Annotated in this window: 22 protein-coding genes and 1 rRNA gene; 20 read left to right on the top strand and 3 right to left on the bottom strand. The window is 42.8% G+C overall.

The window, feature by feature from the left end; genetic code table 11:
* Nucleotides 1–11 precede the first annotated feature (11 nt).
* Nucleotides 12–128, top strand: a 5S ribosomal RNA gene (gene rrf / locus BUA78_RS01295).
* A gap of 291 nt (nucleotides 129–419) precedes the next feature.
* Here rrf and BUA78_RS01290 read toward each other — a convergent pair.
* Nucleotides 420–1,085: a universal stress protein gene (locus BUA78_RS01290; protein WP_072910466.1), complete on the bottom strand. Its 666-nt coding sequence runs from the start codon at nucleotides 1,083–1,085 to the stop codon at nucleotides 420–422.
* 244 nt (nucleotides 1,086–1,329) lie between these two features.
* On the opposite strand from BUA78_RS01290, the gene BUA78_RS01285 reads away from it, so the two are divergent.
* From BUA78_RS01285 to BUA78_RS01250, 8 genes are all read left to right on the top strand, one after another.
* On the top strand, nucleotides 1,330–3,720 hold the full coding sequence (locus BUA78_RS01285; RefSeq protein ID WP_072910465.1) for a Na+/H+ antiporter subunit A: 2,391 nt from the start codon (nucleotides 1,330–1,332) through the stop codon (nucleotides 3,718–3,720).
* Complete coding sequence (locus tag BUA78_RS01280) at nucleotides 3,717–4,139, top strand: Na(+)/H(+) antiporter subunit B (protein ID WP_072910464.1); 423 nt, start codon at nucleotides 3,717–3,719, stop codon at nucleotides 4,137–4,139. The genes BUA78_RS01285 and BUA78_RS01280 overlap by 4 nt, the downstream gene beginning before the upstream one ends.
* Before the next feature lies 1 nt (nucleotide 4,140).
* Nucleotides 4,141–4,479, top strand: coding sequence for a Na(+)/H(+) antiporter subunit C (locus BUA78_RS01275; protein WP_072910463.1), 339 nt, complete (start codon nucleotides 4,141–4,143; stop codon nucleotides 4,477–4,479).
* A complete protein-coding gene (locus BUA78_RS01270; RefSeq protein WP_072910462.1) occupies nucleotides 4,472–5,953 on the top strand; it encodes a Na+/H+ antiporter subunit D in 1,482 nt (493 codons plus the stop codon). Before BUA78_RS01275 ends, BUA78_RS01270 begins: the two co-directional genes overlap by 8 nt.
* A gap of 19 nt (nucleotides 5,954–5,972) precedes the next feature.
* Entirely contained in the window at nucleotides 5,973–6,458 is a 486-nt protein-coding gene (locus BUA78_RS01265; protein WP_238456674.1) for a Na+/H+ antiporter subunit E, read from the top strand.
* Complete coding sequence (locus BUA78_RS01260) at nucleotides 6,458–6,742, top strand: Na(+)/H(+) antiporter subunit F1 (protein WP_072910461.1); 285 nt, start codon at nucleotides 6,458–6,460, stop codon at nucleotides 6,740–6,742. Before BUA78_RS01265 ends, BUA78_RS01260 begins: the two co-directional genes overlap by 1 nt.
* On the top strand, nucleotides 6,720–7,088 hold the full coding sequence (locus BUA78_RS01255) for a Na+/H+ antiporter subunit G (protein ID WP_072910460.1): 369 nt from the start codon (nucleotides 6,720–6,722) through the stop codon (nucleotides 7,086–7,088). Before BUA78_RS01260 ends, BUA78_RS01255 begins: the two co-directional genes overlap by 23 nt.
* A 155-nt stretch (nucleotides 7,089–7,243) precedes the next feature.
* On the top strand, nucleotides 7,244–8,863 hold the full coding sequence (locus BUA78_RS01250) for a putative manganese-dependent inorganic diphosphatase (RefSeq protein ID WP_084082256.1): 1,620 nt from the start codon (nucleotides 7,244–7,246) through the stop codon (nucleotides 8,861–8,863).
* A 51-nt stretch (nucleotides 8,864–8,914) separates the two neighbouring features.
* Here BUA78_RS01250 and BUA78_RS01245 read toward each other — a convergent pair whose 3' ends face one another.
* On the bottom strand, nucleotides 8,915–9,598 hold the full coding sequence (locus BUA78_RS01245) for a hypothetical protein (RefSeq protein WP_072910458.1): 684 nt from the start codon (nucleotides 9,596–9,598) through the stop codon (nucleotides 8,915–8,917).
* A 166-nt stretch (nucleotides 9,599–9,764) separates the two neighbouring features.
* Between BUA78_RS01245 and BUA78_RS01240 the strand changes: the two genes are divergently transcribed.
* The 5 genes from BUA78_RS01240 to BUA78_RS01220 are packed head-to-tail and all read left to right on the top strand — an operon-like array spanning nucleotide 9,765 to nucleotide 15,199.
* Nucleotides 9,765–10,640, top strand: a complete 876-nt coding sequence (locus BUA78_RS01240) for an STM4015 family protein (RefSeq protein ID WP_072910457.1) — start codon at nucleotides 9,765–9,767, stop codon at nucleotides 10,638–10,640.
* Nucleotides 10,640–11,626, top strand: a complete 987-nt coding sequence (locus tag BUA78_RS01235) for an STM4014 family protein (RefSeq protein WP_072910456.1) — start codon at nucleotides 10,640–10,642, stop codon at nucleotides 11,624–11,626. Before BUA78_RS01240 ends, BUA78_RS01235 begins: the two co-directional genes overlap by 1 nt.
* Nucleotides 11,623–12,495 (top strand): STM4013/SEN3800 family hydrolase, encoded by an 873-nt coding sequence (locus tag BUA78_RS01230; protein ID WP_238456673.1) that lies wholly within the window; start codon nucleotides 11,623–11,625, stop codon nucleotides 12,493–12,495. Before BUA78_RS01235 ends, BUA78_RS01230 begins: the two co-directional genes overlap by 4 nt.
* Nucleotides 12,492–13,763 (top strand): STM4012 family radical SAM protein, encoded by a 1,272-nt coding sequence (locus BUA78_RS01225; RefSeq protein WP_084082255.1) that lies wholly within the window; start codon nucleotides 12,492–12,494, stop codon nucleotides 13,761–13,763. Before BUA78_RS01230 ends, BUA78_RS01225 begins: the two co-directional genes overlap by 4 nt.
* The gene (locus tag BUA78_RS01220; RefSeq protein WP_072910455.1) at nucleotides 13,751–15,199 is read left to right on the top strand and encodes an STM4011 family radical SAM protein; all 1,449 of its coding nucleotides are present in this window, start codon (nucleotides 13,751–13,753) and stop codon (nucleotides 15,197–15,199) included. Before BUA78_RS01225 ends, BUA78_RS01220 begins: the two co-directional genes overlap by 13 nt.
* Nucleotides 15,200–15,255: 56 nt before the next feature.
* Here BUA78_RS01220 and BUA78_RS01215 read toward each other — a convergent pair whose 3' ends face one another.
* The gene (locus tag BUA78_RS01215; RefSeq protein WP_072910454.1) at nucleotides 15,256–16,224 is read right to left on the bottom strand and encodes a bile acid:sodium symporter family protein; all 969 of its coding nucleotides are present in this window, start codon (nucleotides 16,222–16,224) and stop codon (nucleotides 15,256–15,258) included.
* 472 nt (nucleotides 16,225–16,696) lie between these two features.
* On the opposite strand from BUA78_RS01215, the gene BUA78_RS01210 reads away from it, so the two are divergent.
* The 6 genes from BUA78_RS01210 (at nucleotide 16,697) to BUA78_RS01190 (ending at nucleotide 21,958) form a co-directional block, all read left to right on the top strand.
* Nucleotides 16,697–17,053, top strand: a complete 357-nt coding sequence (locus BUA78_RS01210; RefSeq protein WP_072910453.1) for a DUF485 domain-containing protein — start codon at nucleotides 16,697–16,699, stop codon at nucleotides 17,051–17,053.
* Between the two features lie 4 nt (nucleotides 17,054–17,057).
* Nucleotides 17,058–19,088, top strand: a complete 2,031-nt coding sequence (locus tag BUA78_RS01205; protein ID WP_072910452.1) for a solute symporter family protein — start codon at nucleotides 17,058–17,060, stop codon at nucleotides 19,086–19,088.
* 117 nt (nucleotides 19,089–19,205) lie between these two features.
* Nucleotides 19,206–19,373, top strand: coding sequence for a hypothetical protein (locus BUA78_RS20035; protein ID WP_175548942.1), 168 nt, complete (start codon nucleotides 19,206–19,208; stop codon nucleotides 19,371–19,373).
* Between the two features lie 59 nt (nucleotides 19,374–19,432).
* Nucleotides 19,433–20,158 carry a YkgJ family cysteine cluster protein gene (locus BUA78_RS01200; RefSeq protein WP_072910451.1) on the top strand — a complete coding sequence of 242 codons (726 nt, stop codon included), beginning with the start codon at nucleotides 19,433–19,435 and terminating at the stop codon, nucleotides 20,156–20,158.
* Nucleotides 20,159–20,481: 323 nt separating this feature from the next.
* Nucleotides 20,482–21,261, top strand: coding sequence for an ABC transporter ATP-binding protein (locus BUA78_RS01195; RefSeq protein ID WP_072910450.1), 780 nt, complete (start codon nucleotides 20,482–20,484; stop codon nucleotides 21,259–21,261).
* A complete protein-coding gene (locus BUA78_RS01190; RefSeq protein ID WP_072910449.1) occupies nucleotides 21,254–21,958 on the top strand; it encodes an ABC transporter ATP-binding protein in 705 nt (234 codons plus the stop codon). Before BUA78_RS01195 ends, BUA78_RS01190 begins: the two co-directional genes overlap by 8 nt.
* Nucleotide 21,959 lies beyond the last annotated feature (1 nt).

Raw genomic sequence — 21,959 nt, 5'->3', positions numbered from 1 at the left:
AGCATAAGATTTCTGGTGGCGATACCGGAGGGGGTACACCTGTTCCCATCCCGAACACAGCAGTTAAGCCCTTCAGGGCCGATGGTACTTGGGACGCAAGTCCCTGGGAGAGTAGGTCGTCGCCAGAGTAATTTTAAAAAGGCTCACAGTTTATCATAACTGCTGAGCTTTTTATTTTGCCTAAAAACGTAGGGGCGACCTTTGGTCGTCCGCAGGGGTGTTAGCACCAGTCCTACGGACGACCAAAGGTCGCCCCTACAAAAATCATATAGTTGTTGCTTTACAGGAACATAAAAGGTTTGAGAAGGGGAAGCGCCAAAAGGCTAAGGGACCATAGACAGACCCAAAAGAAAAGGAATCTCACAAAGTTGCTTTCTCAAGATAATGCTAAGGACTAAAGGCCAATGGCCCTTAGTCCTCTACTCTGTGATACAAACATTTTTAAGCTCTTTTACATAATCTTCATTGACATACACCTGCATCATTTTGTTATCCTTCATAAATTTAAATATGCCATTGTCGAAATCTGTACCTATTTCTTTGAAGAAGATACCTTCATAGACCACTTCTTTGGTATGGACGAAACTTAAACTGTAGCCGTCACCTTCTTTAATTAAATAGGCACGAACACCTTTTTCAAACCTATTTTGTAGGCCCCTAATGGTACGTGCCACAGAGATAACATGGAGATCTATAAAAGGAATTTCCCTTAATAAAGTATTGATAAGGGATCCCTTGGTAATTTGCTCCCAGCGGCTTTGAGCTGTTTGACCTATGATGATCTGGGTGATTTGTTTTTCCCTAGCCACGTCGGCGATTACCTTGGGTACAGCTCGTTTTTCATTATCTTTAATAATAAATTCTTCCACGCCATTTTCTTCTGCTAGCTGCTGCCACCTACTGATATAATCGGATCTTTCAGCGTCCAATTCGTCAATGGGTAGTGGATCAATGGTTAATATATAAAGAGGACAATCCAGCATATTGGCAATTTTACAACCTCGATGGATTAGACGCTCCCCATTGGGTCCGTAATATACACATACAAGAATTTTTTCATCCACTCTGGCTCTTTGTATTTTCAATCTCAGATCACCTCACTCAGTTAAGTATGTTGAAGTATCAACTCTCTTACTTATCTGGCTAGATAGCCACTAGGCAGACTTTAGTTATTATATAATGAGCGAAAAAAAATATCAATTATGATTATACTTCTTAGGGGAACCGTTACGTGCATAGAAGGGAAAATTAGTATATAATAATAGAGTAGGTATTTGAATTATGAGCATAATGTGCTCAATGGATAAACAGTTGTGGAAAAAGTAACTCATGAAAGGAGATCATTTGCTTTTGCTTTATTTTACTCTTCTAGTTCCTTTTTTATTTGCCCTTTTAGTTCCCTTACTTTATAGATATATGCCACGTATTCATACTGGTTGGTTTGTGTTAGTGGTACCTACTGGAATATTTATATATATGATAAATTTAATTCCCATAATCGCTAAAGGGGAAAAACTGGTTAATTCAGTTCCCTGGATTCCTACTTTGGGGATAAATTATAGTACCTATGTAGATGGATTAACATTGCTATTTGGTCTACTTATTTCAGGAATAGGAGCATTGGTAGTCCTGTATTCTATATATTATATGTCGAAACAACGCGAAGCCTTACATAACTTTTATGTTTATTTATTGATCTTCATGGGGGCTATGCTAGGCATAGCTTTTTCTGATAACATTTTTATCTTATACATGTTTTGGGAATTAACCAGCATAGCATCATTTTTGTTAATTGCTTATTGGTATCAACGGAAACAATCCCGTTATGGAGCACAAAAATCCCTGATTATCACAGTAATTGGTGGATTAGCACTGCTGGCAGGCTTGATCCTACTATCGATCATGACAAATACCTTCAGCATTCGAGAAATGATTGAAGCAGATCAAATGATAGTGAAGCATCAATTATTTTTACCTTCTATGCTATTAATCCTCCTTGGCGCCTTTACAAAATCGGCGCAATTCCCCTTTCACATATGGCTGCCTGATGCCATGGAAGCACCTACTCCGATTAGTGCCTATCTGCATTCGGCCACTATGGTTAAGGCTGGTATCTATTTGGTGGCTCGATTCACCCCTGTGTTTAGCGGTACTATTGAATGGTTTTGGTTAGTAACAGGTACCGGTATGATTACCTTATTATGGGGTTCTTTTTCGGCAGTTAAGCAAAACGACTTAAAAGCCATGCTGGCTTTTTCTACAATCAGCCAATTGGGTCTAATTATGTGTTTGCTAGGGATAGGTTCTGCCTCATTATATGCCAGCACCGCCATATTAGCGGCCTTATTCCACTTAATAAATCATTCTACCTTTAAGGGTTGTTTGTTTATGGTGGTGGGTATTGTGGACCATGAAACCGGGACCCGGGATATTCGCAGACTGGGTGGACTAATGAACATTATGCCCATAACCTTTACTTTAATGATCATTGGTAGTTTTTCAATGGCTGGACTTCCACCTTTTAATGGGTTCCTTAGTAAGGAACTATTTTTCACAGGTGTCTTAGAAGCAGCCCGGTTAAATATATTTCATTTGGAAACATGGGGTATTTTATTACCGATCCTAGCTTGGATTGCCAGTATATTTACCTTTATATACAGCATGATTCTGGTGTTGAAAACCTTTACCGGCAAATATAAGCCCAATAAATATGAGAAAAAGGTCCATGAAGCTCCCTTAGGAATGCTAATTTCGCCAATATTTCTAGCGTCGTTGGTAATTTTGTTTTTCTTTTTCCCCAATATTATTTCTAATAATTTGCTCCAACCAGCTATGAAGGCAATTCTACCAGGTCTTTTGGAAGGTGGCGGGTTTGAAAATAATATTAAAATCTGGCATGGCTGGACAACAGAAGTGTTTATGACCCTTGGCGTTGCAGTGGTGGGTATGCTTTTGTATATTTCTTTCCCAAAGTGGTCAGGGATATATGAGTATCTGCCCGAAAAGATTAGCTTTAATTATATCTACGATCGAGGATTGGTTGGCATGGAAAAGCTGGCCGCTAAAATTACCAAGACATATATGACGGGAATTGTCCGTGACTACTTGCTATATATATTTATTTTCTTTGTAGTTGTTGTCGGTGGGTCGATGGTGCTATTAAATAACTTTACCTTTAATCCTTCCGGCAATGGACCAGTTAGTGCCTACGAAGTTGTCCTGATATTAGTGATAATTGGCGCTGCAGTTTTGGTTATGTTGACCAAATCGCGCTTAACAGCTGTTATTGGTGTGGGAGTTATCGGCTTTGTGGTAGCAATGTTCTTTGTAATCTTCAGAGCACCAGATTTGGCCTTAACACAATTAGTGGTAGAGACAGTGACGGTTGCTTTATTCTTGCTATGTTTTTATCACCTGCCGGAACTGGGGCGAGAAACAGGGGGAGTTGGTTTGCGAGCAGCTAACCTGATTGTTTCTTTAGGGGTTGGCGTATTGGTTACACTGCTTGCCCTGACAGCCCAGAGTAATCCTTTGGTTGACCCTATTTCCACTTTTTTTGAAAATTCCTACCAGTTGGCAGGAGCTCGCAATATAGTTAATGCGATTCTCGTAGATTTCAGGGGTTTTGATACAATGCTTGAGATACTGGTACTATCCATTGCCGGTTTAGGTGTTTACTCTTTGATAAAACTGCCTTTGGCCAGGAGGGATAATAAATGAAACCAAACGATGTGATTTTGCAAACGGTGACTAAAATTGTTACTTTTATTATCCTTACCTTTGCAATTTATTTGTTCCTGGCCGGTCATCATGAACCGGGTGGCGGGTTTATTGGTGGTTTGGTTATTGCCTCTGCGTTAACACTTCTTTATCTGGCCTTTGATATTGAAACGGTGCGTGAGGGGCTTCCTGTGGACTTTAAAGTTGTTGCTGCAGTAGGGGTATTTATTGCAGTTGCAACTGGTATGGGGTCTATATTATTTGATCAACCTTTTTTAAGCCAAGCTTTTGGTTATTTTAACCTGCCCATATTTGGCAAGACCGAGTTGGCAACGGCTGTCTTATTTGATTTAGGCGTAGCTCTGGCGGTTGTCGGAACAGGTGTTACCATCATTTTAAGTATAAGTAGGGATGCCTAGAATGGAAACTTTAATGGCTTTACTTATTGGTGTACTTTTTACTGTGGGAGTTTTTTTGCTTTTATCTAAGAATTTCTTAAAAATTATATTGGGAACCTCAATTTTAGCCCATGGTACCCATCTCTTGATTATTACCATGGGAGGATTAAAAAAAGGCATGCCTCCTATCGTAAGAGGTGAGAATGTATCCTATACAGATCCCTTGCCCCAAGCCCTTATTTTAACTGCCATCGTGATTAATTTTGCAGTGACAGCATTTTTCTTGGTATTGGCTTATCGAAGCTATCAGGAATTAGGTACTGACAACATTGATAAATTAAGGGGTATTGCGGATGAATAACCTAGTGATTTTACCATTACTGATTCCGCTGTTAGCAGGAATTTTCCTGGTGATTTTTCGGCAGAATATCCTGCTTCAAAGATGGTTTAGTATAGTGGCGATTTTTTCCACCGGAGTAGTTGCCGCCTATCTGTTGCAGATGGTTGCTGATGATGGGATTCAGACACTGGCAATAGGTGGGTGGGAAGCGCCTTTTGGGATTGTTTTGGTGATAGATATGTTTTCGGGGCTACTGATACTAACCACCAGTATTGTAAGCTTCGGATGCATTTTATTTGCCTTTAACTCAATTGGCCTAGAAAGGGAGCAATTTTATTTTTATCCCTTTATGCTGTTTTTGATTACCGGAGTTAATGGCTCCTTTTTAACGGGGGATCTGTTTAACCTTTTTGTATGCTTTGAAGTTATGCTAATCTCTTCCTATGTACTAATCTCACTAGGCGGAACGAAAGTACAACTAAGGGAATCAATTAAATATGTACTCATTAATATTATGTCTTCCACCATGTTCCTTTTAGGAATTGCTTACCTATATGCCATTACGGGCACCTTAAACATGGCTCATCTCTCGGTTCGGATTGCTGAAGTGGGGCAACAGGGCCTATTAACTACAGTGGCTATATTATTTTTAGTTGTATTTAGTTTGAAAGCAGCCCTGTTTCTTTATTTTTGGCTGCCTGGGTCCTATGCTGCCCCACCCACTGCCATTGGCGCAATATTTGGGGCATTGTTAACGAAGGTAGGAATTTATGCCCTTTTTCGCATGTTTACCTTGGTCTTTTATCACCAACCAGAGATAACCCATCTGCTGCTAGGAGTGATGGCGGCTTTGACCATGCTTTTAGGGGGGATAGGAGCAGTCTCCCAGTGGGATATCAGAAAGATAATAGCGTATAATGTGATTATTGCGGTTGGTTTTATCGTCTCTGGATTGGCGGTATTTACATCTACGGCAGTGGCTGGCGGTATTTATTATTTAATACATGACATGATTGTTAAAGCACTCCTTTTCTTGTTAGGCGGGACAATAATAGGAATTGCCGGCACCAGCAAACTGAAGGAGATGAGTGGGCTTATTCGGAACCATCCGCTCTTGGGCTGGATGTTCTTTATTACTGTGCTGGCATTAGCCGGTATACCACCTTTGAGCGGATTTATCGGCAAAGTTTTAGTAATCAAGGGGACAATGGAGGCGGAGTTTTACTGGCTGGCAGTGATAGGTCTCTTGTCAAGCTTGATGGTTTTATATTCTGTTATGAAGATTTTTGTCAATGGGTTTTGGGGAGAGACTTATTTAAGTAAGGAACAGGAGAAAGGAACTACCTCAGGTCTGCTATTTCCGTGTATTCTTCTAACCATGGTGAGTATTGGTTTCGGGTTAGGGGTTGAAGGAATTACTTTTTATATTGACCAAGCAGCTAATGGTTTAATGAACCCGGATATTTATATTAAGGCGGTACTAAAGAGCCCCTAGGGTGGCTCATTAGAGAGAGGTGATTAACCTGCCAAGCCAGGTTTTATTGAATTTATTGATTGCTTTTTTATGGATGTTTCTTCAAGATGAGTGGAGATTTTTAACCTTTTTTAGTGGTTATTTGGTCGGACTGGCTTTGATTTTTTTCATGCGCAGGTTCTTCTCTTCGGTTTTTTACGTCAAAAGGTTGACAGCTGTGATTAAGCTGATATTTATATTTATTAAAGAGTTAATATTATCTAGTATTTTGGTTATAAAACAAATACTACGCCCTAAAATGAATATTACGCCGGGTATATTTAAGCTTACGACGAAACTAAAAGGGGATTGGGAGATTACTACTTTAATGCTATTATTGACATTGACACCAGGTTCTGTGGTGATGGAAGTAGTACCCGAAGGAAATCTCTGCTATATTCATGTGATGGATATACCTGAATCTAGGGATGCTGTGTTACATGCGACAAGATCCTTTGAAAAGGCGATTATGGAGGTGACCCGCTAATGTTTGAAAGGATACTTCTGATTGCTTTGTTTTTTTTAACTGTTTCCATCTTGGTGGGTTTATACCGGGTTATCAAGGGACCTTCTCTGCCTGATCGGGTGGTGGCCTTGGACACCATCGGAATTAATATCATTGCAGGGGTGGCTATTTTTTCTATTTTGCTAAATACCCATGCTTTCTTTGATATAATTTTATTAATTGGCATTTTATCCTTTATTGGCACGATCTCCTTTTCAAAATTTATTGAAAGGGGGTATATTATTGAGTATAAGCGTGATTGTTAAAATTGTTGTAACGGTACTAATCCTCGGAGGTACAGCGTTAAGTATATTAAGTGCCTTTGGTATGTTGCGCTTGCCAGATGTATATACCCGTACCCATGCGGCTACGAAAAGTACCACCCTGGGGGTTCTCTGTACTTTACTAGGAACGTTTCTTTATTTTTGGCAGACACAGGATATCGTTAGTATACGCCTATTATTAGGCATCGTTTTTGTTTTTTTAACAGCCCCGGTAGCCGGTCATTTAATATGTAGGGCAGCCTATCGTTCCGGTGTTGAATTGGCGCAAGAAAGTACTGAGGATGAATTAAAAAAAGTGCTTGATAAAAGAGAAAAAAGAGAAAACTGAAAAAGCAAATCTAATAGTCGGCCTAGTTATAAAAAGTTACTTGTTATGAACTCTCTGGAATGATAATATATTTTAGACATACCCTATGATTTTGATAAACAAGCCCCTATCTTTATTGGGATAGGGGTTTTATTATTTAAATGGAGGAGAAAATTATGGCAACCTTAGTATTTGGACATAAGAACCCTGATACAGATTCAGTCACTGCTTCTATTGCTTTTTCGTATTTAAAGAATAAGTTGGGATACGATACCACTCCCTGCGTTCTTGGAAATATCAATAGAGAAAGCAAGTTTGTGCTGGACCACTTTAAGGTACCAATTCCTTTGGAAATAAAAAATGTAAAAACCCAAGTTAAGGACTTAAATTATGATATTGTGCCCAGCATAAAACCCGATCTTTCTATTTTATCAGCTTATAATTTAATGGAAAAACTAAACGTAAAGACCCTGCCAGTTGTTAACGACAAAAACCGCTTATTGGGTATTATCACCATGAAAGATATCGCGATGGCATTGATTACAGGGGACTTTTATAAGCTGCATACCTCGATAACCAACATTGTTAACGATTTGCAAGGTCAATTATTAGTTGGCGAAGTGGGGGGTAAAGCATTAGATGGAAGAATATCAGTAATTGCTTATTATCATAAAACGATTCAGGGATCCATTGGTCAAGATGACATTATTATTGTCGGTGACCGATACGACATTATAGAATATGCGTTATGTACTCAAGTAAAGTCAATTATCCTAACTAACGTAAATAAACTGCCGCAAAAATACTTGGATTTAGCGCAAGAAAAGAAGATACCGATTATTTCGGTTGGATTAGATACTTATACCACTGCAAAGCTAATAAGTCAGTGTAACTATGTTTCTTCCATCATGAAACAAAAGGGCTTACTTAAGTTTAATGAGAATCAATATTTAGATGAGATAAAGGAAGAGATGATTTCGACACAATACAGAAATTACCCGGTGGTTAATGATGACAATGAATTACTGGGTTTTATTAATAAAAAGCATATCCTTTCACCGGGAAAGAAAAAGGTGTTTTTAGTTGACCATAATGAATATGCTCAAAGTGCCGATGGATTAGCAGAGGCAGAGATTTTAGAAATAGTTGACCATCATAAAATTGGTGATATAGCTACCACTGTACCGATAGCTTTCAGAAATATGCCAGTCGGGAGTACCTGTACCATCATCTATGAGATGTATCAAGAGTATCAGATTGGTTTAACGAAGGAAATTGCAGGCCTACTTTTATCTGGTATTATCTCAGATACATTATTATTTAAATCACCAACTACTACAGAAAAGGATCGGTTAGCTGTTGAGAAGCTAAACTCTATTTTAGGCTTGGATTTAGAACGATATGCAATGGATATGTTCAAGGTGGGTACATCATTAGAGGGTATTTCCGTTGAGGAAATCTTTTATAAGGATTTTAAAGAATTTAACCTAGAAGAACATAAAATGGGAATTTCTCAGGTATTTACTCTTGATATTGAGGATGTTTTTAACAGGGAGAGTCAATTTATTGATTTTGCAACTGAAACCCATAAGAATAAGGATTATTTCTTAACCTTATTGGTAATCACCGATATCTTAAAAGAAGGTTCTTATCTGCTATTTAATGCAGAAAATAATAGTGTAATTTCCACTGCCTTTCAGGTTAGTTCCCAACAAGGGGTATTTGTCCCAGGTTTAGTGTCAAGGAAAAAGCAAGTGGTACCTAAGATCTTAGAAGCCTATCAGATGATTCGATAACATTTAGTTTACTAAGAAATACCCCTACAGTCTGTGCTGTAGGGGTATTTCTTAGTTCAAATATGAGTCTACCTGTTTTTCAATGGTTTGAATTTCTTCTTCTGTCAGAGGTCTGTTTAGAAAGTCAACCAAGGCTTTTACGGATGCTCCAATAGCAACTCGCCGTACATCGATATCGGCTTTCTGTTCGACCGACACGGTGGGAGAGGTATATTTAGCCGATGGCAGACCGGGACTTAGCTTGTCAGCCATTTTATCCAGATCATTTAGAGGGTCAAAGTCAAGACTTTCTCTTTCATAAGCACCCTCTTTTGTTGCTGGGGAGGAGTCTTGAGTAGAATCATTGGAAAACCAAGGCAGATCATCAAGATCAGAAGAATTGCTCCCCATTGTTTCACCGAGGCTATTTTCGAAGTCTCTTTCAATATCTACTGTAGGTTCAGGGGTGGTATCATTCTTTTTTTGTAGTCTTTTCTCGCGGGCCCTTTCTTTTTTTAAGACATATTCACCAAAGGCCTGAGACACTTCTTCTTCTAACTGATAAAGTTCTGCTTTGTGTTGTTCAATAAAAATATGACTTTCCAGGTTGCTTTTTTCAATCATTTCTATGAAATCCAACTGGTTAGCAATCAGGGCTTGAAGAGATGGAGACACTTTTATTTTTACCCTGGCTAACTCCTTATCGTATTGGTGTCCGGATGGTGATAAAGCTATTTCTAAATTATTTTTAGACATGTGAAACACTCCCTTATAATACAACGTAAGACACAACAAATATTATACCAAGTTACGAGCCAAGCTGAAACCACTATTTGATGTATATGGAAATCGCTTATGCCGAAAGGGAAAAAATGTTATATAATATTGCTAACTTTTGCACGCTGGGAAAGGGGCTATGAAGGTGAAAAGTAAACGCTACTCTCTTGACTGGGAAATGCTTGAGGAGCAAAAGAAAACCATGGAGGATCTGGTGGCAGAAATCATCAACGATCCAGAACTGACCGAACTGGAAGAGCTTGTCATTGGCCAGTTTACCGTAGGCTATGATGACGAAGAAAATATGGATACCATCATCAAGGGCTTGGTTGACAACAAGGAAAAATTGCAACATATCAAATCATTCTATTTTGGGGATATGGATTCCGAAGAGTGCGAGGTATCCTGGATTACCCAAGGGAATTATACCCCCATTTGGGGAGCCTTTCCAAATATGGAGGAACTCACAATTAAGGGTGCCAATGCTCTCACATTAGGGAAAATTTCCCATTCCAGGCTAAAATCTTTAATGCTGATCAACGGCGGCCTGGAAAAAGCGGTTTTGGCCGAAATTCGGGATGCGGATTTACCGGCTCTGGAAACTTTAGTGATTTTTCTTGGGGATGATAACTATGGTGCCAACATCAATAAAGAGGAAATAGAGGACTTTGGTAACAATGCCAAGCTTCCAGCCTTACAGGGGCTGGGGTTGGTCAATTCTTACATCCAGGATGAGATTGTGGAAGCGATTCTAAAAACCTCTATAGCTAAAAGATGCGAAGAACTCAATTTTTCCTATGGCGCATTGACCGATAAAGGGGCTCAAGTGATAATAGAAGCTATGGCCGGGCTGAGCGAGCTTATGCAAATTGATATTGAGCATCATTATGTGAGCCGGGTAATGCAGAAAAAAGTCATAGCGGCCGGCAATCAGCATGGCATCAATGTGGTTTTTGACGACCAACAGGAAGCTGAAGTCTACTCTGGAGAGACTTACTATAGCATTCTGTTGTCCGAATAATGGATACTATCCTATTACTGGGTGAACCGACCAGCAAACGTAGCATCTATTTCACAAAGGCAGCGGCAGCACAAGGGAAGAGGGTTATCCTTCGACCCTTGTTTTCTGTTGTCGAGAGCGACCTGACTAATTGCGCCGTGAAGATCGACCCGGTTAGCTATAACAGTAGCGATATTGCTCGGTTGGAGGAAAGTGTACAGGGCTATAGCGAAAAATTATTGGCGATCTCATCAGGCCGGGCCACTTTTCTAAATACTCCCCAGGATATCATCCGTGCCTTGAACAAGCGACAGACCAAAGCTGTGCTCCGAAGGGCGGGTATTCCGGTGACGCCGGAGTTGGTGCTGGAGGCGATACAGAGAGAGGCCCTTTTTGCTGCCATGGATGCTAGACGACCCTATGGGGTCTTTATCAAGCCCAACCATGGTTCCGGTGCGGCGGGAATTATTGCCTATCGGCGGCAATATTCCACTGGTAGGGGCGTCGCCTACACCACCCTGGCTAAGGGCAAGGGAACTTACCACAATGCCAAGAAAATCTACCGAGTGGATGACCCCAGCGAGGTGGCGGCACTGTTAGATTTTGCCATGAGCAAGCATCCCATCGTCGAGTTATGGCTGCCCAAGGCGCGCCATAACGGATACAGCTACGATCTACGGGCGGTGGTTCAGTTTGGCTCGGTGGACTATCTTGTAGCCCGGGGTTCGGAAAAAATGATTACCAATTTGCACCTAAATAATCACCCTATAGACTTGGCTGAACTGGACATGACAGAAGATGTCCTGGAACAGGTGAAAGATACTGCCAGCCGAGCGGTGCGGGCCCTTTCACCTACCCTGCAGGTGGCGGGGGTAGACCTTCTGCTCACGCCGGACAAGCGGCTGTACGTGATTGAGATCAATGCCCAGGGGGATTTGATTCATCAGGATATTTATGGAGAGAACAGTATCTACCAAAAACAAGTGGAAGGGATGTCACGATTGTGAGCAAGGGACCAGTGGGCTGTCAGTCGGAAATTTTGATGAAGATCAGGAAATCTGCCCATAGGGGAGATAAAATTGATATGTCGCAGGTAGTTGGCCGCAAGGACATACTTTTCCTTTGCTACGATACCTTGCGCTATGATGCCGCTATGCAGGAGCAGCAGGCCGGTCGTACGCCTAACATCAACCGTTATGGCCAATGGAGAAAATGTCACGCTGCCGGAAGTTTTACTTATCCCTCCCATCATGCGATGTTTGCCGGCTTTTTGCCTTTTCCCTGGGAAAGTGAGAGTGTCTTTGATGCCAGGCCACTCTTCTTTGCTAAAGATATCGGCATGGGCAGGCAGGTGCCTCCGGGGGCTTATCTCTTTGATGGGGCAAATATTATTGAAGGTTTGGCCAAGGATGGCTATGAGACCATTTGCATCGGCGGAGTTAGCTTTTTTAATAAGCGTACCCAGGTAAACCGGGTACTACCTAACATGTTTAGGCACAGCTACTGGAACCCAGGCTTTGGTTGTGATGCCAAGGATAGCACCCAGCGGCAGATTGACTTTGCCTGCCAAAAGTTGGCGGAACTGCCAGCGGACAAGCATGTCTTCCTGTATATCAATTTCTCCGCCATTCATTACCCCAATGCCCATTATTTGGAGGGGGCGACTGGGGATAGTGTGGCCAGCCAAGGAGCGGCCCTGCGCTACGTGGACAGCTGCCTGCCGCCGTTGTGGAAAAGTATCCTGCGCCGGGGCGGGGCATTGGTTATTGCCACCTCAGACCATGGTACCTGCTATGGAGATGACGGAAAAAAGTATCACGGTATTAATCATGAAGTGGTTAATGCGGTACCCTATATGGAGTTTATTATTGAATGATCAGTAATCAAGAACGCTACCACCAATATATGTATAGCTATCCCCACAAAACCGCTTACCGCCAGTTGGCTCGTCCCGTCCCGCTGGCTGCGGTTGCCGCTGCGCTGGCCGATTGCAGCGAGCTGTACCTACACATTCCCTTTTGCAGCAGCAAGTGTGGTTTTTGCAATCTTTTCTCTGTGGCAGGAAGCACGGAGTTGCTGGAGGACTATATTGATGCTGTGGCCAAGCAGGCAGAGTCTATTGCCCAAGTGGCGGTACCTCGGCCAAAGTCCTTTACCGTAGGCGGCGGCACGCCGCTGGTGCTGTCCGCAGGGCAACTGGAACGTTTGTTTACCAGTGTACAAGAGGCTTTTTCCCTTGACCTTAAATCGCTGCAAAGCTGCATTGAGACATCGCCGAAGGAAACCAGCCCGGAAAAACTGGACATCCTCAAGGCATACCAGATCCAGAGGATCAGCCTTGGGGTACAGTCCTTTTGGCCGGAGGAGCTTGCCGCCCTTAAGCGCCATCACACGCTCCAGGATGTGGAGCGTGCCCTCGGGCTGTTAAAAAACTACCATTTCCCACTGCTCAATCTGGATTTGATCTACGGCATTCCCGGACAGACCAGGGAGACTTGGCATAAAAGCCTGGATAGGGCGGTGGACTATGCTCCCGAGGAGATTTTCATCTACCCGCTGTACATTCGGGAGCACAAAACCTTGGATCGGCATCAGCCGGAGATGGCACCTTTCTATGAACTGGCGAGGGATTTTCTTATTGCCAACGGCTATGAGCAGAAATCCATGCGGAGATTTTCCAAAGACGGCGGGAAAAGCGCCAGTTGTGGCTTTGAGAATATGCTTGCCCTGGGTTGCGGCGGACGGAGCTACCTTGGCGGCTTCCATACTTGCGTGCCCTACAGCGATCGGTCTGCCTATATCCGGCAAAGCATAGCAGATTTTATCGCAGCGCCAGAAATCCGTGCCTTTACCCATGGGATTTATCTTTCGCAAGAGGAACAAAGCCGACGCTTTGTCATGAAGAACCTCTTTGTGGCGGCAGGTGTATCGCTGTTAGAGTATGCAGAGAGCTTTGCTGCCGAGCTTTTGATGGACTTCCCCCGGCTCCTTGAATGGGAAGCCGCTGGTTATGTGTATAGGGAGGAAGGCAAACTCAAGCTGACAACAGCTGGCATGGGTCTGTCGGATTATCTTGCACCGCAACTAATTTCCCAAGAAGTTACCAGGCTTTCCAAGAAGTGGTGTGACCCATGGAGAACCTAGTGACCTGGTATTATCGAGGAGCTATTGATTTTTGCAACTACCAGTGCGGCTATTGTCCCTTTGCCAAAGGGAAGGTCTCGCCAGAATTGCTGCTGCAAGACGAGCGGTCGTTGGTTCGATTTGTCAGCGCCATGCAGCAAAGAGAGCAGGAAAAAAAAGACGTTTTCCTACTTCCCTATGGGGAGAGCCTACTCTATGTCCATACGATGCGGGCCTTGGCGAAGCTTGCTAAACTGGAGCAGGTGAGATTTGCGGCCATTCAGACCAATCTTAGCCTGGATTTACAGCAACTGGCGAGAGTATTTGCCGAAGCAGATGCCAAACTGGAGAAGCTCCTACTTTGGTGCTCTTTCCACCCTAGCCAGACAAGTTTGGATAGCTTTCTAGCGCAGTGCCGGACGCTGGCAGCTATGCGGATTCCCTTCAGCGTGGGTGCGGTGGCCGTGCCTGAAAACATGGGGACAATCAGCCGGCTACGGCAGGCTCTGTCGAGGGCGACCTACCTTTGGCTCAACGCCCAAGACGGTAGGTGCCAACCCTACACAAGGGAAGAAATACAGGATTTCACCTGGATCGACCCATTTTTCAGCCTGGAACTTAGCCAGCCGAAGGCTGACCTGCAAAAATGTGATGGTGGAAGAAGCTCCTTTTTTGTGGAGGAGAACGGGGATATTGCGCCATGCAATATTGCCAGAACCCGCCAGGGCAACCTGTATGCTGCCAAAGAATATCGGGAGGCTACTTGCCGGAGCAGGAGTTGCTCCTGTTTTCTGGCCTACGCCCAGCGAAAGCTGGACATGATGGAGGATTTTTTCGGGGATACCGGCAAGCTTCGGCTGCCCAAAAGGCATAGTCAGCCCATCTATTCCTTCGACATCGACGGCACGCTCCTGGATTTTGGCGCAGCAAGGGTGGAGCCGGAGATAGCGCAGCGGCTGGAAAAGCTAGCGGAGAAGGGACTCTTGTTTTTCAATACGGCACGGCGATACGCCGGGTGCCACAGCCAGATCAAGCAACTCCTGCCTTTCTTCGAAGGAGGCATCTTTAACAATGGCGGGGACATCCGCTGTTTTCAGAAAGCCTTCCACCACACCTGGGCCATGGACAAGGCCTATATCGATGCCTTACCCGAGCCCAAATTTGTCGCTGTGGAAAAGGGGGAGCCGGTTCGGGCTATGTTTAAAGGGTTCCGCCCGGCTATTGATGCTGCACGGTATCAGATTTTCACCGATGAGGATTCTTTATACTTGGTGCACAAATACGCGGGAAAGGAAAATGCCCTTGCCTTTCTATCTCGTCTCTACCGTGTGGAGTACGATCAGATACTGCACATCGGTGATGGGCAAAATGATGTTATGCAGAAGATACCTTATCGCCTTGTGCATGACCGGGAACAGCTTCTCCAGCTGATAGATGTGCTTTGTCAGAGAACATGACATTCTGTATATTAAGAAGAGGGTTAATGATTTAATAATAAAGTTTATATTGAATATCAACTGTGGTTTTCTTGTTGACAACGTTCTGTACGCTTTAAAAAATATGAAATCAGTGCGGCCAGAGGTTGCTGATAGAGCATAGCCAGTGTTACAGGCATGGCAACGCTAGCAGGAAAATAAGTTAAAGCTAGGACCAAACCCAAACTGTTGTTACGCATGCCAACCCCATAAATCATACTAACCATCTTATCACGCTGATTTCCTTTAAGCACGTAAGAGCCAAGAAAACCAAGGGAGTAACCACTAATGGAAATGATCAGAATCACTAGCAAAAGCTTGATAATAGAATGATTCCAGTGTATTTCCGGTTCGATAGCACTGGCATTGATATAGACAACTACGAATATAGCTATTTTGGAAAAGAAACCGCCAATGGATTGGGCATATTTATCAAGTGATCCCTTGGTAAGATCATGCGTTAGCATACCAAGCAGGCTAGGGAGAGTAATCATCCATAAAAGGCCCAATAGCAGGTGGCTAATGTCAATATGGATGGTACTGCCAGCAACAAGTAATATAAATAGTGGCAGTAAGATAGGGCAAATTAAGGTATCAATGGTTACTGCCACCATAGACAAGGGAACATCCCCGCCTGCCATGGAGGTCCAGAGTACAGAGGTCACTCCCACAGGAATGGCAGCACCGATTAAAAAGCCCAGTCTCAGATATTCATTCTCCGGGTAAAAAAGAATACCGATACAGAAGGCTAATAAAGGCATCGCTACGTGAATTAAAAGCAGCATCCAGATATTTACCCAAGGTCTGGATAAGGTGGTAAAAAATTCTTTTAAACCTGTTTCCAATGATGTTACAAAGGTCATGTAGGCAAAAGACAAAGTAGCTACGAGGCCCCAGAACTTAGTAGCAGGAAGAGGTAAAACAAATCCGAACAAAAGAGCAAATAATACGACGAAAAATATTTTCTGGCCAAGCCATTTATTCCAACCTGAAAACTTCTGAAGCATTTTCCTCATCCTTGTAGAGATTTTTAGTCTAAAGAATAACATCTTTGGCATGTCATGATTAATTTTAACATATTCATTGTCATCTTCAATGGTAAAGCAATTAAACTAAATTACTAGTCCTTGATTTGCTTTACATGCACTAGCCTTTAATGCGCTCCGTCAAACCAATAGATCGAGTCTTACCCTAAAAAACACTAGCTCATAAGCTAGTGTTTTTTCTAATTGACGTCGAAAGATTACTTACTCAAATGCCCTAATGAAAGGGTAAGTGGTTGATTGAGTGGTAAAAAGGACGATTCGCCTCCTCAAATGTGCGGTTGGCTGCTTGCAAAATATTTATTTTGGCAATTTAGGGGTAAAACTGCTTCAACATGCATTGGAGTTGAAAAAAATGCAATTGACGGGAAGTTTATAGCTGCGGTAATGGGTAGAACGCTATAATGACTTCTAGAAAAAATAAGGGGTGATATTGATGGCGAAAATTGAAACAGCACTGAAACCACTGGCCAGTACTCGGGAAGATAAAGAGGCTTCGTTGCTTGTGGATATTCACAGCGAGCAGTATTTGAAGCTGATCATGTACCGACAACTCCGATTAAGCCTAGCTCTGTTTGGCGTATTTTTCATTATTCTAGCCGGCTTGCCTTTAGTGAATTACTATCTACCGACGGTGGCTAATGTTAGGGTCTTTGGTTTTACCATAAGCTGGCTTGCTTTAGGAGTTCTTTTCTACCCAGTAACCTGGGCTGTTGCTTATATCTATGTAAAACGTTCGTTAAAACTAGAGCACCAGATTGCTCAAGAGGTTGCCCAGAGTAAAGGGAGGTAAAAATATGACAACCATTGCCTGGATTCCGTTAATTTGTGTTACTTTTATTGTTATTGGCACCATTGGTCTGGGATTTTATGTGCAGCGATCGGTACGTAGTACCGCTGACTTATATGTGGCTTCTCGCTCGGTGAGTGTACCGATGAATTCGGCAGCCATCTCTGGTGAATATTTATCTGCAGCTTCCTTTATGGGAGTGGCAGGCATGATCATGAAATTTGGTTATGACGCCCTCTGGTATCCTGCCTTGTATGCAGCCGGCTATCTTTTTTTGTTACTTTTCATTGCCAGCCCCCTACGTCGTTTTGGAGCGTATACCATTCCGGATTTCGCCGAAGGTCGGTTCTCCAGTCCGGTTTTCCGAAAAATTGCGGTGGTTTTTGTTTTGATCATTGGACTTTTTTACACCATGCCGCAGATGAAAGGTGCAGGTGTAGCCTTAGTAAATATCCTAAATACCCCTTACTGGGTTGGTGTTGTTTTGGTAGGATGCGTTATTACCTTAAATGTAGCCCTGGGAGGAATGAAAGGAATTACCTTTGTGCAGGCATTTCAGTATTGGGTAAAAATGTTTGCCATCTCTCTGCCAATTTTTATCCTCTTTTCCGTTGTGGGTGGTTATCCAGGTCATATGAATGAAATTGCCAAATCCGACGAGATCGGCAAACCGTTACCAACCTTCAAAGAAGATACCACAGTGTCCTATAAGCCGCTGGCTCCGACCAATGAAATCACTTTCCCAGCGGGTGTCACGGCAACCTTTGGCAATGGAGCAGAGGTGGTTGTTGCAACGGCTAAGCCTGCAAATAAAGATTTTCTTCCCTTATCAGCAGAGAACATGATAATCTCTGGTCTGCCGGATGAAAAATACGCAAGAGAATTGGCGGGTAAATCCCAAACTCTTTATCGGTTCTCAGCCGGAGATACTTTTACCGTGTCCGATCCACTGGCTGGAGTTGGGTCTGTCAAACTAACGGTTTTTCCTGCTGCTGGACAGGAAAGTGTTGAGATTGTTTATCCTAAAGGGGCAGTGGTTCCTAACGCTCCGATGAATAAAGCCTGGATGGAACCCTATGGACCGTTCACCAATAAGTATGGACACCCTTTACTGTATACGTATTCGCTCATTCTTGCTCTCATCTGTGGCACTGCAGGTCTCCCACATATCCTGGTAAGGTTTTACACCAATCCCGATGGACGCACAGCTAAGCGCACAGCCTTTTGGGTGATTATTTTATTGGGATGTTTCTATCTCTTCCCGCCTATCTGGGGAACACTGGGGCGTAATTTAGTACCCCATCTTTACGCTGTCACCGGCGGTGCCTTTAGTACCGATTCAGTGGTTCTAACCATGCCTCGTTTATTAAATAATACAGTCCCCTATTTAGGTGACTTGCTCTCAGGTATCACATCGGCAGGGGCCTTTGCCGGATTTATGACTACCTTTTCCGGTCTACTGGTTTCCATTACAGGAGCTTTGGCCCACGATATCTACGGCAGCATGATCAATCCAAAGGCATCCTACAAGCAACGTCTGAGAGCCTTCCGCGTAGCTGCTGTTATAGGGGGTGTAACAGCTATAGTTCTCGGAACCCTGGTGGAGAATTTTGATATTAATATGATGGTAGGATGGGCCTTTGCCATCGCTGCAGCATCTTATTTTCCGATGCTAATCGTCAGCGTATGGTGGCGAGGCACCAGTATGATGGGAGCTGCTATCGGCATGTTAGGTGGTGGGATAGCTGCTCTGGCTGCTATCGTATCCGTAATGTTAGCCGACAAGATGGCGATTCCTGCCCTAAGTGTCTACTATGCAGCCCATCCCGTGATGAGATCATTGGCAGAACAGCCAGCTATTTGGGCTGTGCCCCTAGCCCTACTACTTATTTTTGTTGTTTCATGGCTGACACCGGCCGGAGTTCCCAAGGATGCTAGTTACAAAATGTTGATTTTACATGCTCCCGAGGAATTAAATCTGCGGGAAGAATATATCAAGGAAAGTTCATTAGAAAAACTTGGCTTACGCCAAGTCTAGACGTTGGCGGGAGCCTTAGTTTTTTTTATACTTTCGTCAATAGAAATTTTATATTTTCTGAAAGTGAAACAAACTCCTGTAGGGGTTCACTAGAGTATGGCGAGGGGAGTTAGGTGCATGGCCAAGAAATTTCGTTGGAAGGGAATAATCCTTTACGGGTCCTATCTAGGCATTTTAGGAATAACCTACTCATATGTTGAAGGTACAGGCTCATCGGCAACCATTGGTCTTAGCTTGGCACTTCTTCTCGGGGCTGCAATGGCGGTTTTTTGGCCCCGCTGGTAAAGACTTATCATAAAGATATGGTATAATGGTGCCATGATAAAAAAATAAGGAGCAAAAAGATGAGCCAAAATTTAAAGCTAACAGATGCATTTAAATTTTCCTGTCATGACGGGCTGGCCTGTTTCAAACAATGTTGCCGAGATATCAATATATTTCTGACACCCTATGATGTTTTAAGGATGAAAAATAAATTAGCTATGCCATCCAGTGAGTTTTTAGCACAATATACGCATGTTTTAAGAGCACCTAAGTCAGGGTTTCCGGTAGTAATTTTAAAGATGCGGGAAGATAATTTGGTTTGTCCCTTTATTACTGATTTTGGTTGTCAGGTTTATCATGTGCGTCCTTGGTCATGCCGGATGGCGCCTGTGGAAGTACGTGGGGATGGGGTATATGGTATAGCCTTTGAGAAATCTCGCTGTCATGGTCTTCAAGAGGCAAAGGAATGGACAGTAGAGGAATGGATGATGAACCAAGGTTTAGCAGAGTACAATGAACCAGAAGAATTATTTGGGCAAATACCACTTAAAACAAAAACCACCGGTAATCCAAATTTAGACCAAATTATGATGGATATGATTTTAATTGGTTGCTATGATATCGATCGCTTTAAAAATATTCTGGCTGAGCATCCAGATTTAATAGAAGAACAACTTCAAGAGAATCTGCCGGTCATTATGCAGGATGATGTTAGCTTAATGAAGTTTGCTTTTGACTGGTTACCTGATCATCTAAGTAATCATCAAAAGCTTCTGGAACTAAAGAAAGTCTTAGACAAAAAATAAACTCAAAAGTTCTCAATCTAAACCTCCGCAAGGGGGTTTTTTGTTTTCACTTTCAGAAAGTATGTTCTATTGACGAAAGTATAAGAAAAAATAAGGATTTCGTCTACGTCAAGGACTTGGCGCAAGCCAGGTTTTTCTAATTGGATCAAGTTTATTTCCTGATAAAACCTTGATTTTTAAAGGGTTAAATAATTATCTATGCAATGTATATTTTTAGTAAACAAGGAGGATTTATGAAGTATTTAGCAGAAGTTAGTCTGTTGTTATAATGGAATCCTTGTTTTTAGGCAGAATTGACGAGCAAAATGAAAGGAGCGTACAGGATGGCTTCTTCTATCTTAGAAGTAGATAAAGTAACTAAGTATTTTCGTGGACTTAAGGCTGTGAGCGATTATTCGTTAACCTTAGAAAAAGGTGTTATTGCAGGTTTAATCGGACCAAATGGAGCTGGTAAAACAACCGTGTTTAACCTTCTGACAGGGGTTTTTACACCTACCAGTGGAACTATCCGCTTACATCAACAGGATATAGCGGGTCAACGACTGGATCAAATTGTAAGCTTAGGGATGGCACGCACCTTTCAGAATCTTCGCTTATTTACTAAGTTAACAGTTCTTGACAATGTTTTAGTAGCGGCTCAAATTAATAAAGACTATGGTTTTTGGGCTGCTATTGCTGGTTTACCTTCCTTTAAAAAAGGGGAAAAAGACCTTCGGGAACGGGCAAGTGCCCTGTTAGAAGATATGGGATTACTTCACCTAGCCGATGAATTATCTGGCAATTTACCTTACGGAGACCAACGTAAACTAGAGATTGCCCGGGCCTTAGCCACTGGCCCAAGGGTATTACTGCTTGATGAACCGGCAGCCGGTATGAATCCTCGAGAAAGTCAGGAATTAACGGAAACCATTCGAATCATAAGAGACAAGTATGATTTAACGATTCTGCTCATTGAACACGATATGCACGTTGTAATGAATCTCTGTGATAACATTCAGGTATTGAGTTACGGTGAAATTATTGCGGAAGGTAAACCTGCAGATATCCGGTCCAATCAACAGGTGATTGAAGCATATTTAGGGAGGGCCGCCGCCAATGCTTGAGCTAAATAATGTTAATTTATATTATGGCAGAATTCAGGCTTTAAAAAATGTCTCCTTGTCTGTAAGAGAGGGTGAACTGGTAGCTTTGCTGGGTGCCAATGGAGCGGGTAAAACAAGTACCCTAAGAGCGATTTCCTGTATGCATCCCATCAAGGAAGGAAGTATCCATTTTTCAGGAACGGATCTTACGAAAGTACCTGCTCATCGCTTGGTGGACCTCGGCATTGCCCATTGTCCCGAGGGAAGGCAGGTTTTTGGGCGCTTGAGCGTTAAAGAGAATCTTGAACTGGGTGCATTCCGTCGGAAGGACAAGGAAGAAGTAAAAAGGGATTTGGAATGGATTTATAGTACTTTTCCCCGCTTGGTAGAACGGCGTTCCCAATCGGCAGGGACACTATCCGGGGGAGAACAGCAAATGCTGGCCATTGGCCGGGCCTTAATGTCCCGTCCGAAACTAGTTCTTTTTGATGAACCTTCCTTGGGTTTGGCACCTTTAATAGTGGAGCAAATATTTGATGTTATTAAAAAAATTAAAGAACAGGGACGCACAGTATTATTGGTAGAGCAAAACGCTTTTCAGGCACTGGGCATCGCCGACCGTGCCTATGTTCTGGAAACTGGGACCATTAAGCTGGAGGGCACCCCTGAACAATTGCTTTCCAATGAAGAAGTTAAACGTGCTTATTTAGGGGGTTAAT

This window comes from Desulforamulus aeronauticus DSM 10349, from assembly GCF_900142375.1.
GTDB lineage: Bacteria > Bacillota > Desulfotomaculia > Desulfotomaculales > Desulfotomaculaceae > Desulfotomaculum > Desulfotomaculum aeronauticum.
This window is presented reverse-complemented; position numbering and strand designations above follow the sequence as displayed.

Bases quoted from the DNA above. Each gene is read 5' to 3' on its own strand.
- BUA78_RS01250 (WP_084082256.1), top strand. From the start codon at position 7,244: ATGGCAACCTTAGTATTTGGACATAAGAACCCTGATACAGATTCAGTC.
- BUA78_RS01215 (WP_072910454.1), bottom strand. From the start codon at position 16,224: ATGCTTCAGAAGTTTTCAGGTTGGAATAAATGGCTTGGCCAGAAAATA.
- BUA78_RS01270 (WP_072910462.1), top strand. From the start codon at position 4,472: ATGAATAACCTAGTGATTTTACCATTACTGATTCCGCTGTTAGCAGGA.
- BUA78_RS01220 (WP_072910455.1), top strand. From the start codon at position 13,751: ATGGAGAACCTAGTGACCTGGTATTATCGAGGAGCTATTGATTTTTGC.
- BUA78_RS01195 (WP_072910450.1), top strand. From the start codon at position 20,482: ATGGCTTCTTCTATCTTAGAAGTAGATAAAGTAACTAAGTATTTTCGT.
- BUA78_RS01210 (WP_072910453.1), top strand. From the start codon at position 16,697: ATGGCGAAAATTGAAACAGCACTGAAACCACTGGCCAGTACTCGGGAA.
- BUA78_RS01245 (WP_072910458.1), bottom strand. From the start codon at position 9,598: ATGTCTAAAAATAATTTAGAAATAGCTTTATCACCATCCGGACACCAA.
- BUA78_RS01235 (WP_072910456.1), top strand. From the start codon at position 10,640: ATGGATACTATCCTATTACTGGGTGAACCGACCAGCAAACGTAGCATC.
- BUA78_RS01190 (WP_072910449.1), top strand. From the start codon at position 21,254: ATGCTTGAGCTAAATAATGTTAATTTATATTATGGCAGAATTCAGGCT.
- BUA78_RS20035 (WP_175548942.1), top strand. From the start codon at position 19,206: ATGGCCAAGAAATTTCGTTGGAAGGGAATAATCCTTTACGGGTCCTAT.
- BUA78_RS01275 (WP_072910463.1), top strand. From the start codon at position 4,141: ATGGAAACTTTAATGGCTTTACTTATTGGTGTACTTTTTACTGTGGGA.
- BUA78_RS01205 (WP_072910452.1), top strand. From the start codon at position 17,058: ATGACAACCATTGCCTGGATTCCGTTAATTTGTGTTACTTTTATTGTT.
- BUA78_RS01225 (WP_084082255.1), top strand. From the start codon at position 12,492: ATGATCAGTAATCAAGAACGCTACCACCAATATATGTATAGCTATCCC.
- BUA78_RS01280 (WP_072910464.1), top strand. From the start codon at position 3,717: ATGAAACCAAACGATGTGATTTTGCAAACGGTGACTAAAATTGTTACT.
- BUA78_RS01260 (WP_072910461.1), top strand. From the start codon at position 6,458: ATGTTTGAAAGGATACTTCTGATTGCTTTGTTTTTTTTAACTGTTTCC.
- BUA78_RS01285 (WP_072910465.1), top strand. From the start codon at position 1,330: ATGAAAGGAGATCATTTGCTTTTGCTTTATTTTACTCTTCTAGTTCCT.
- BUA78_RS01200 (WP_072910451.1), top strand. From the start codon at position 19,433: ATGAGCCAAAATTTAAAGCTAACAGATGCATTTAAATTTTCCTGTCAT.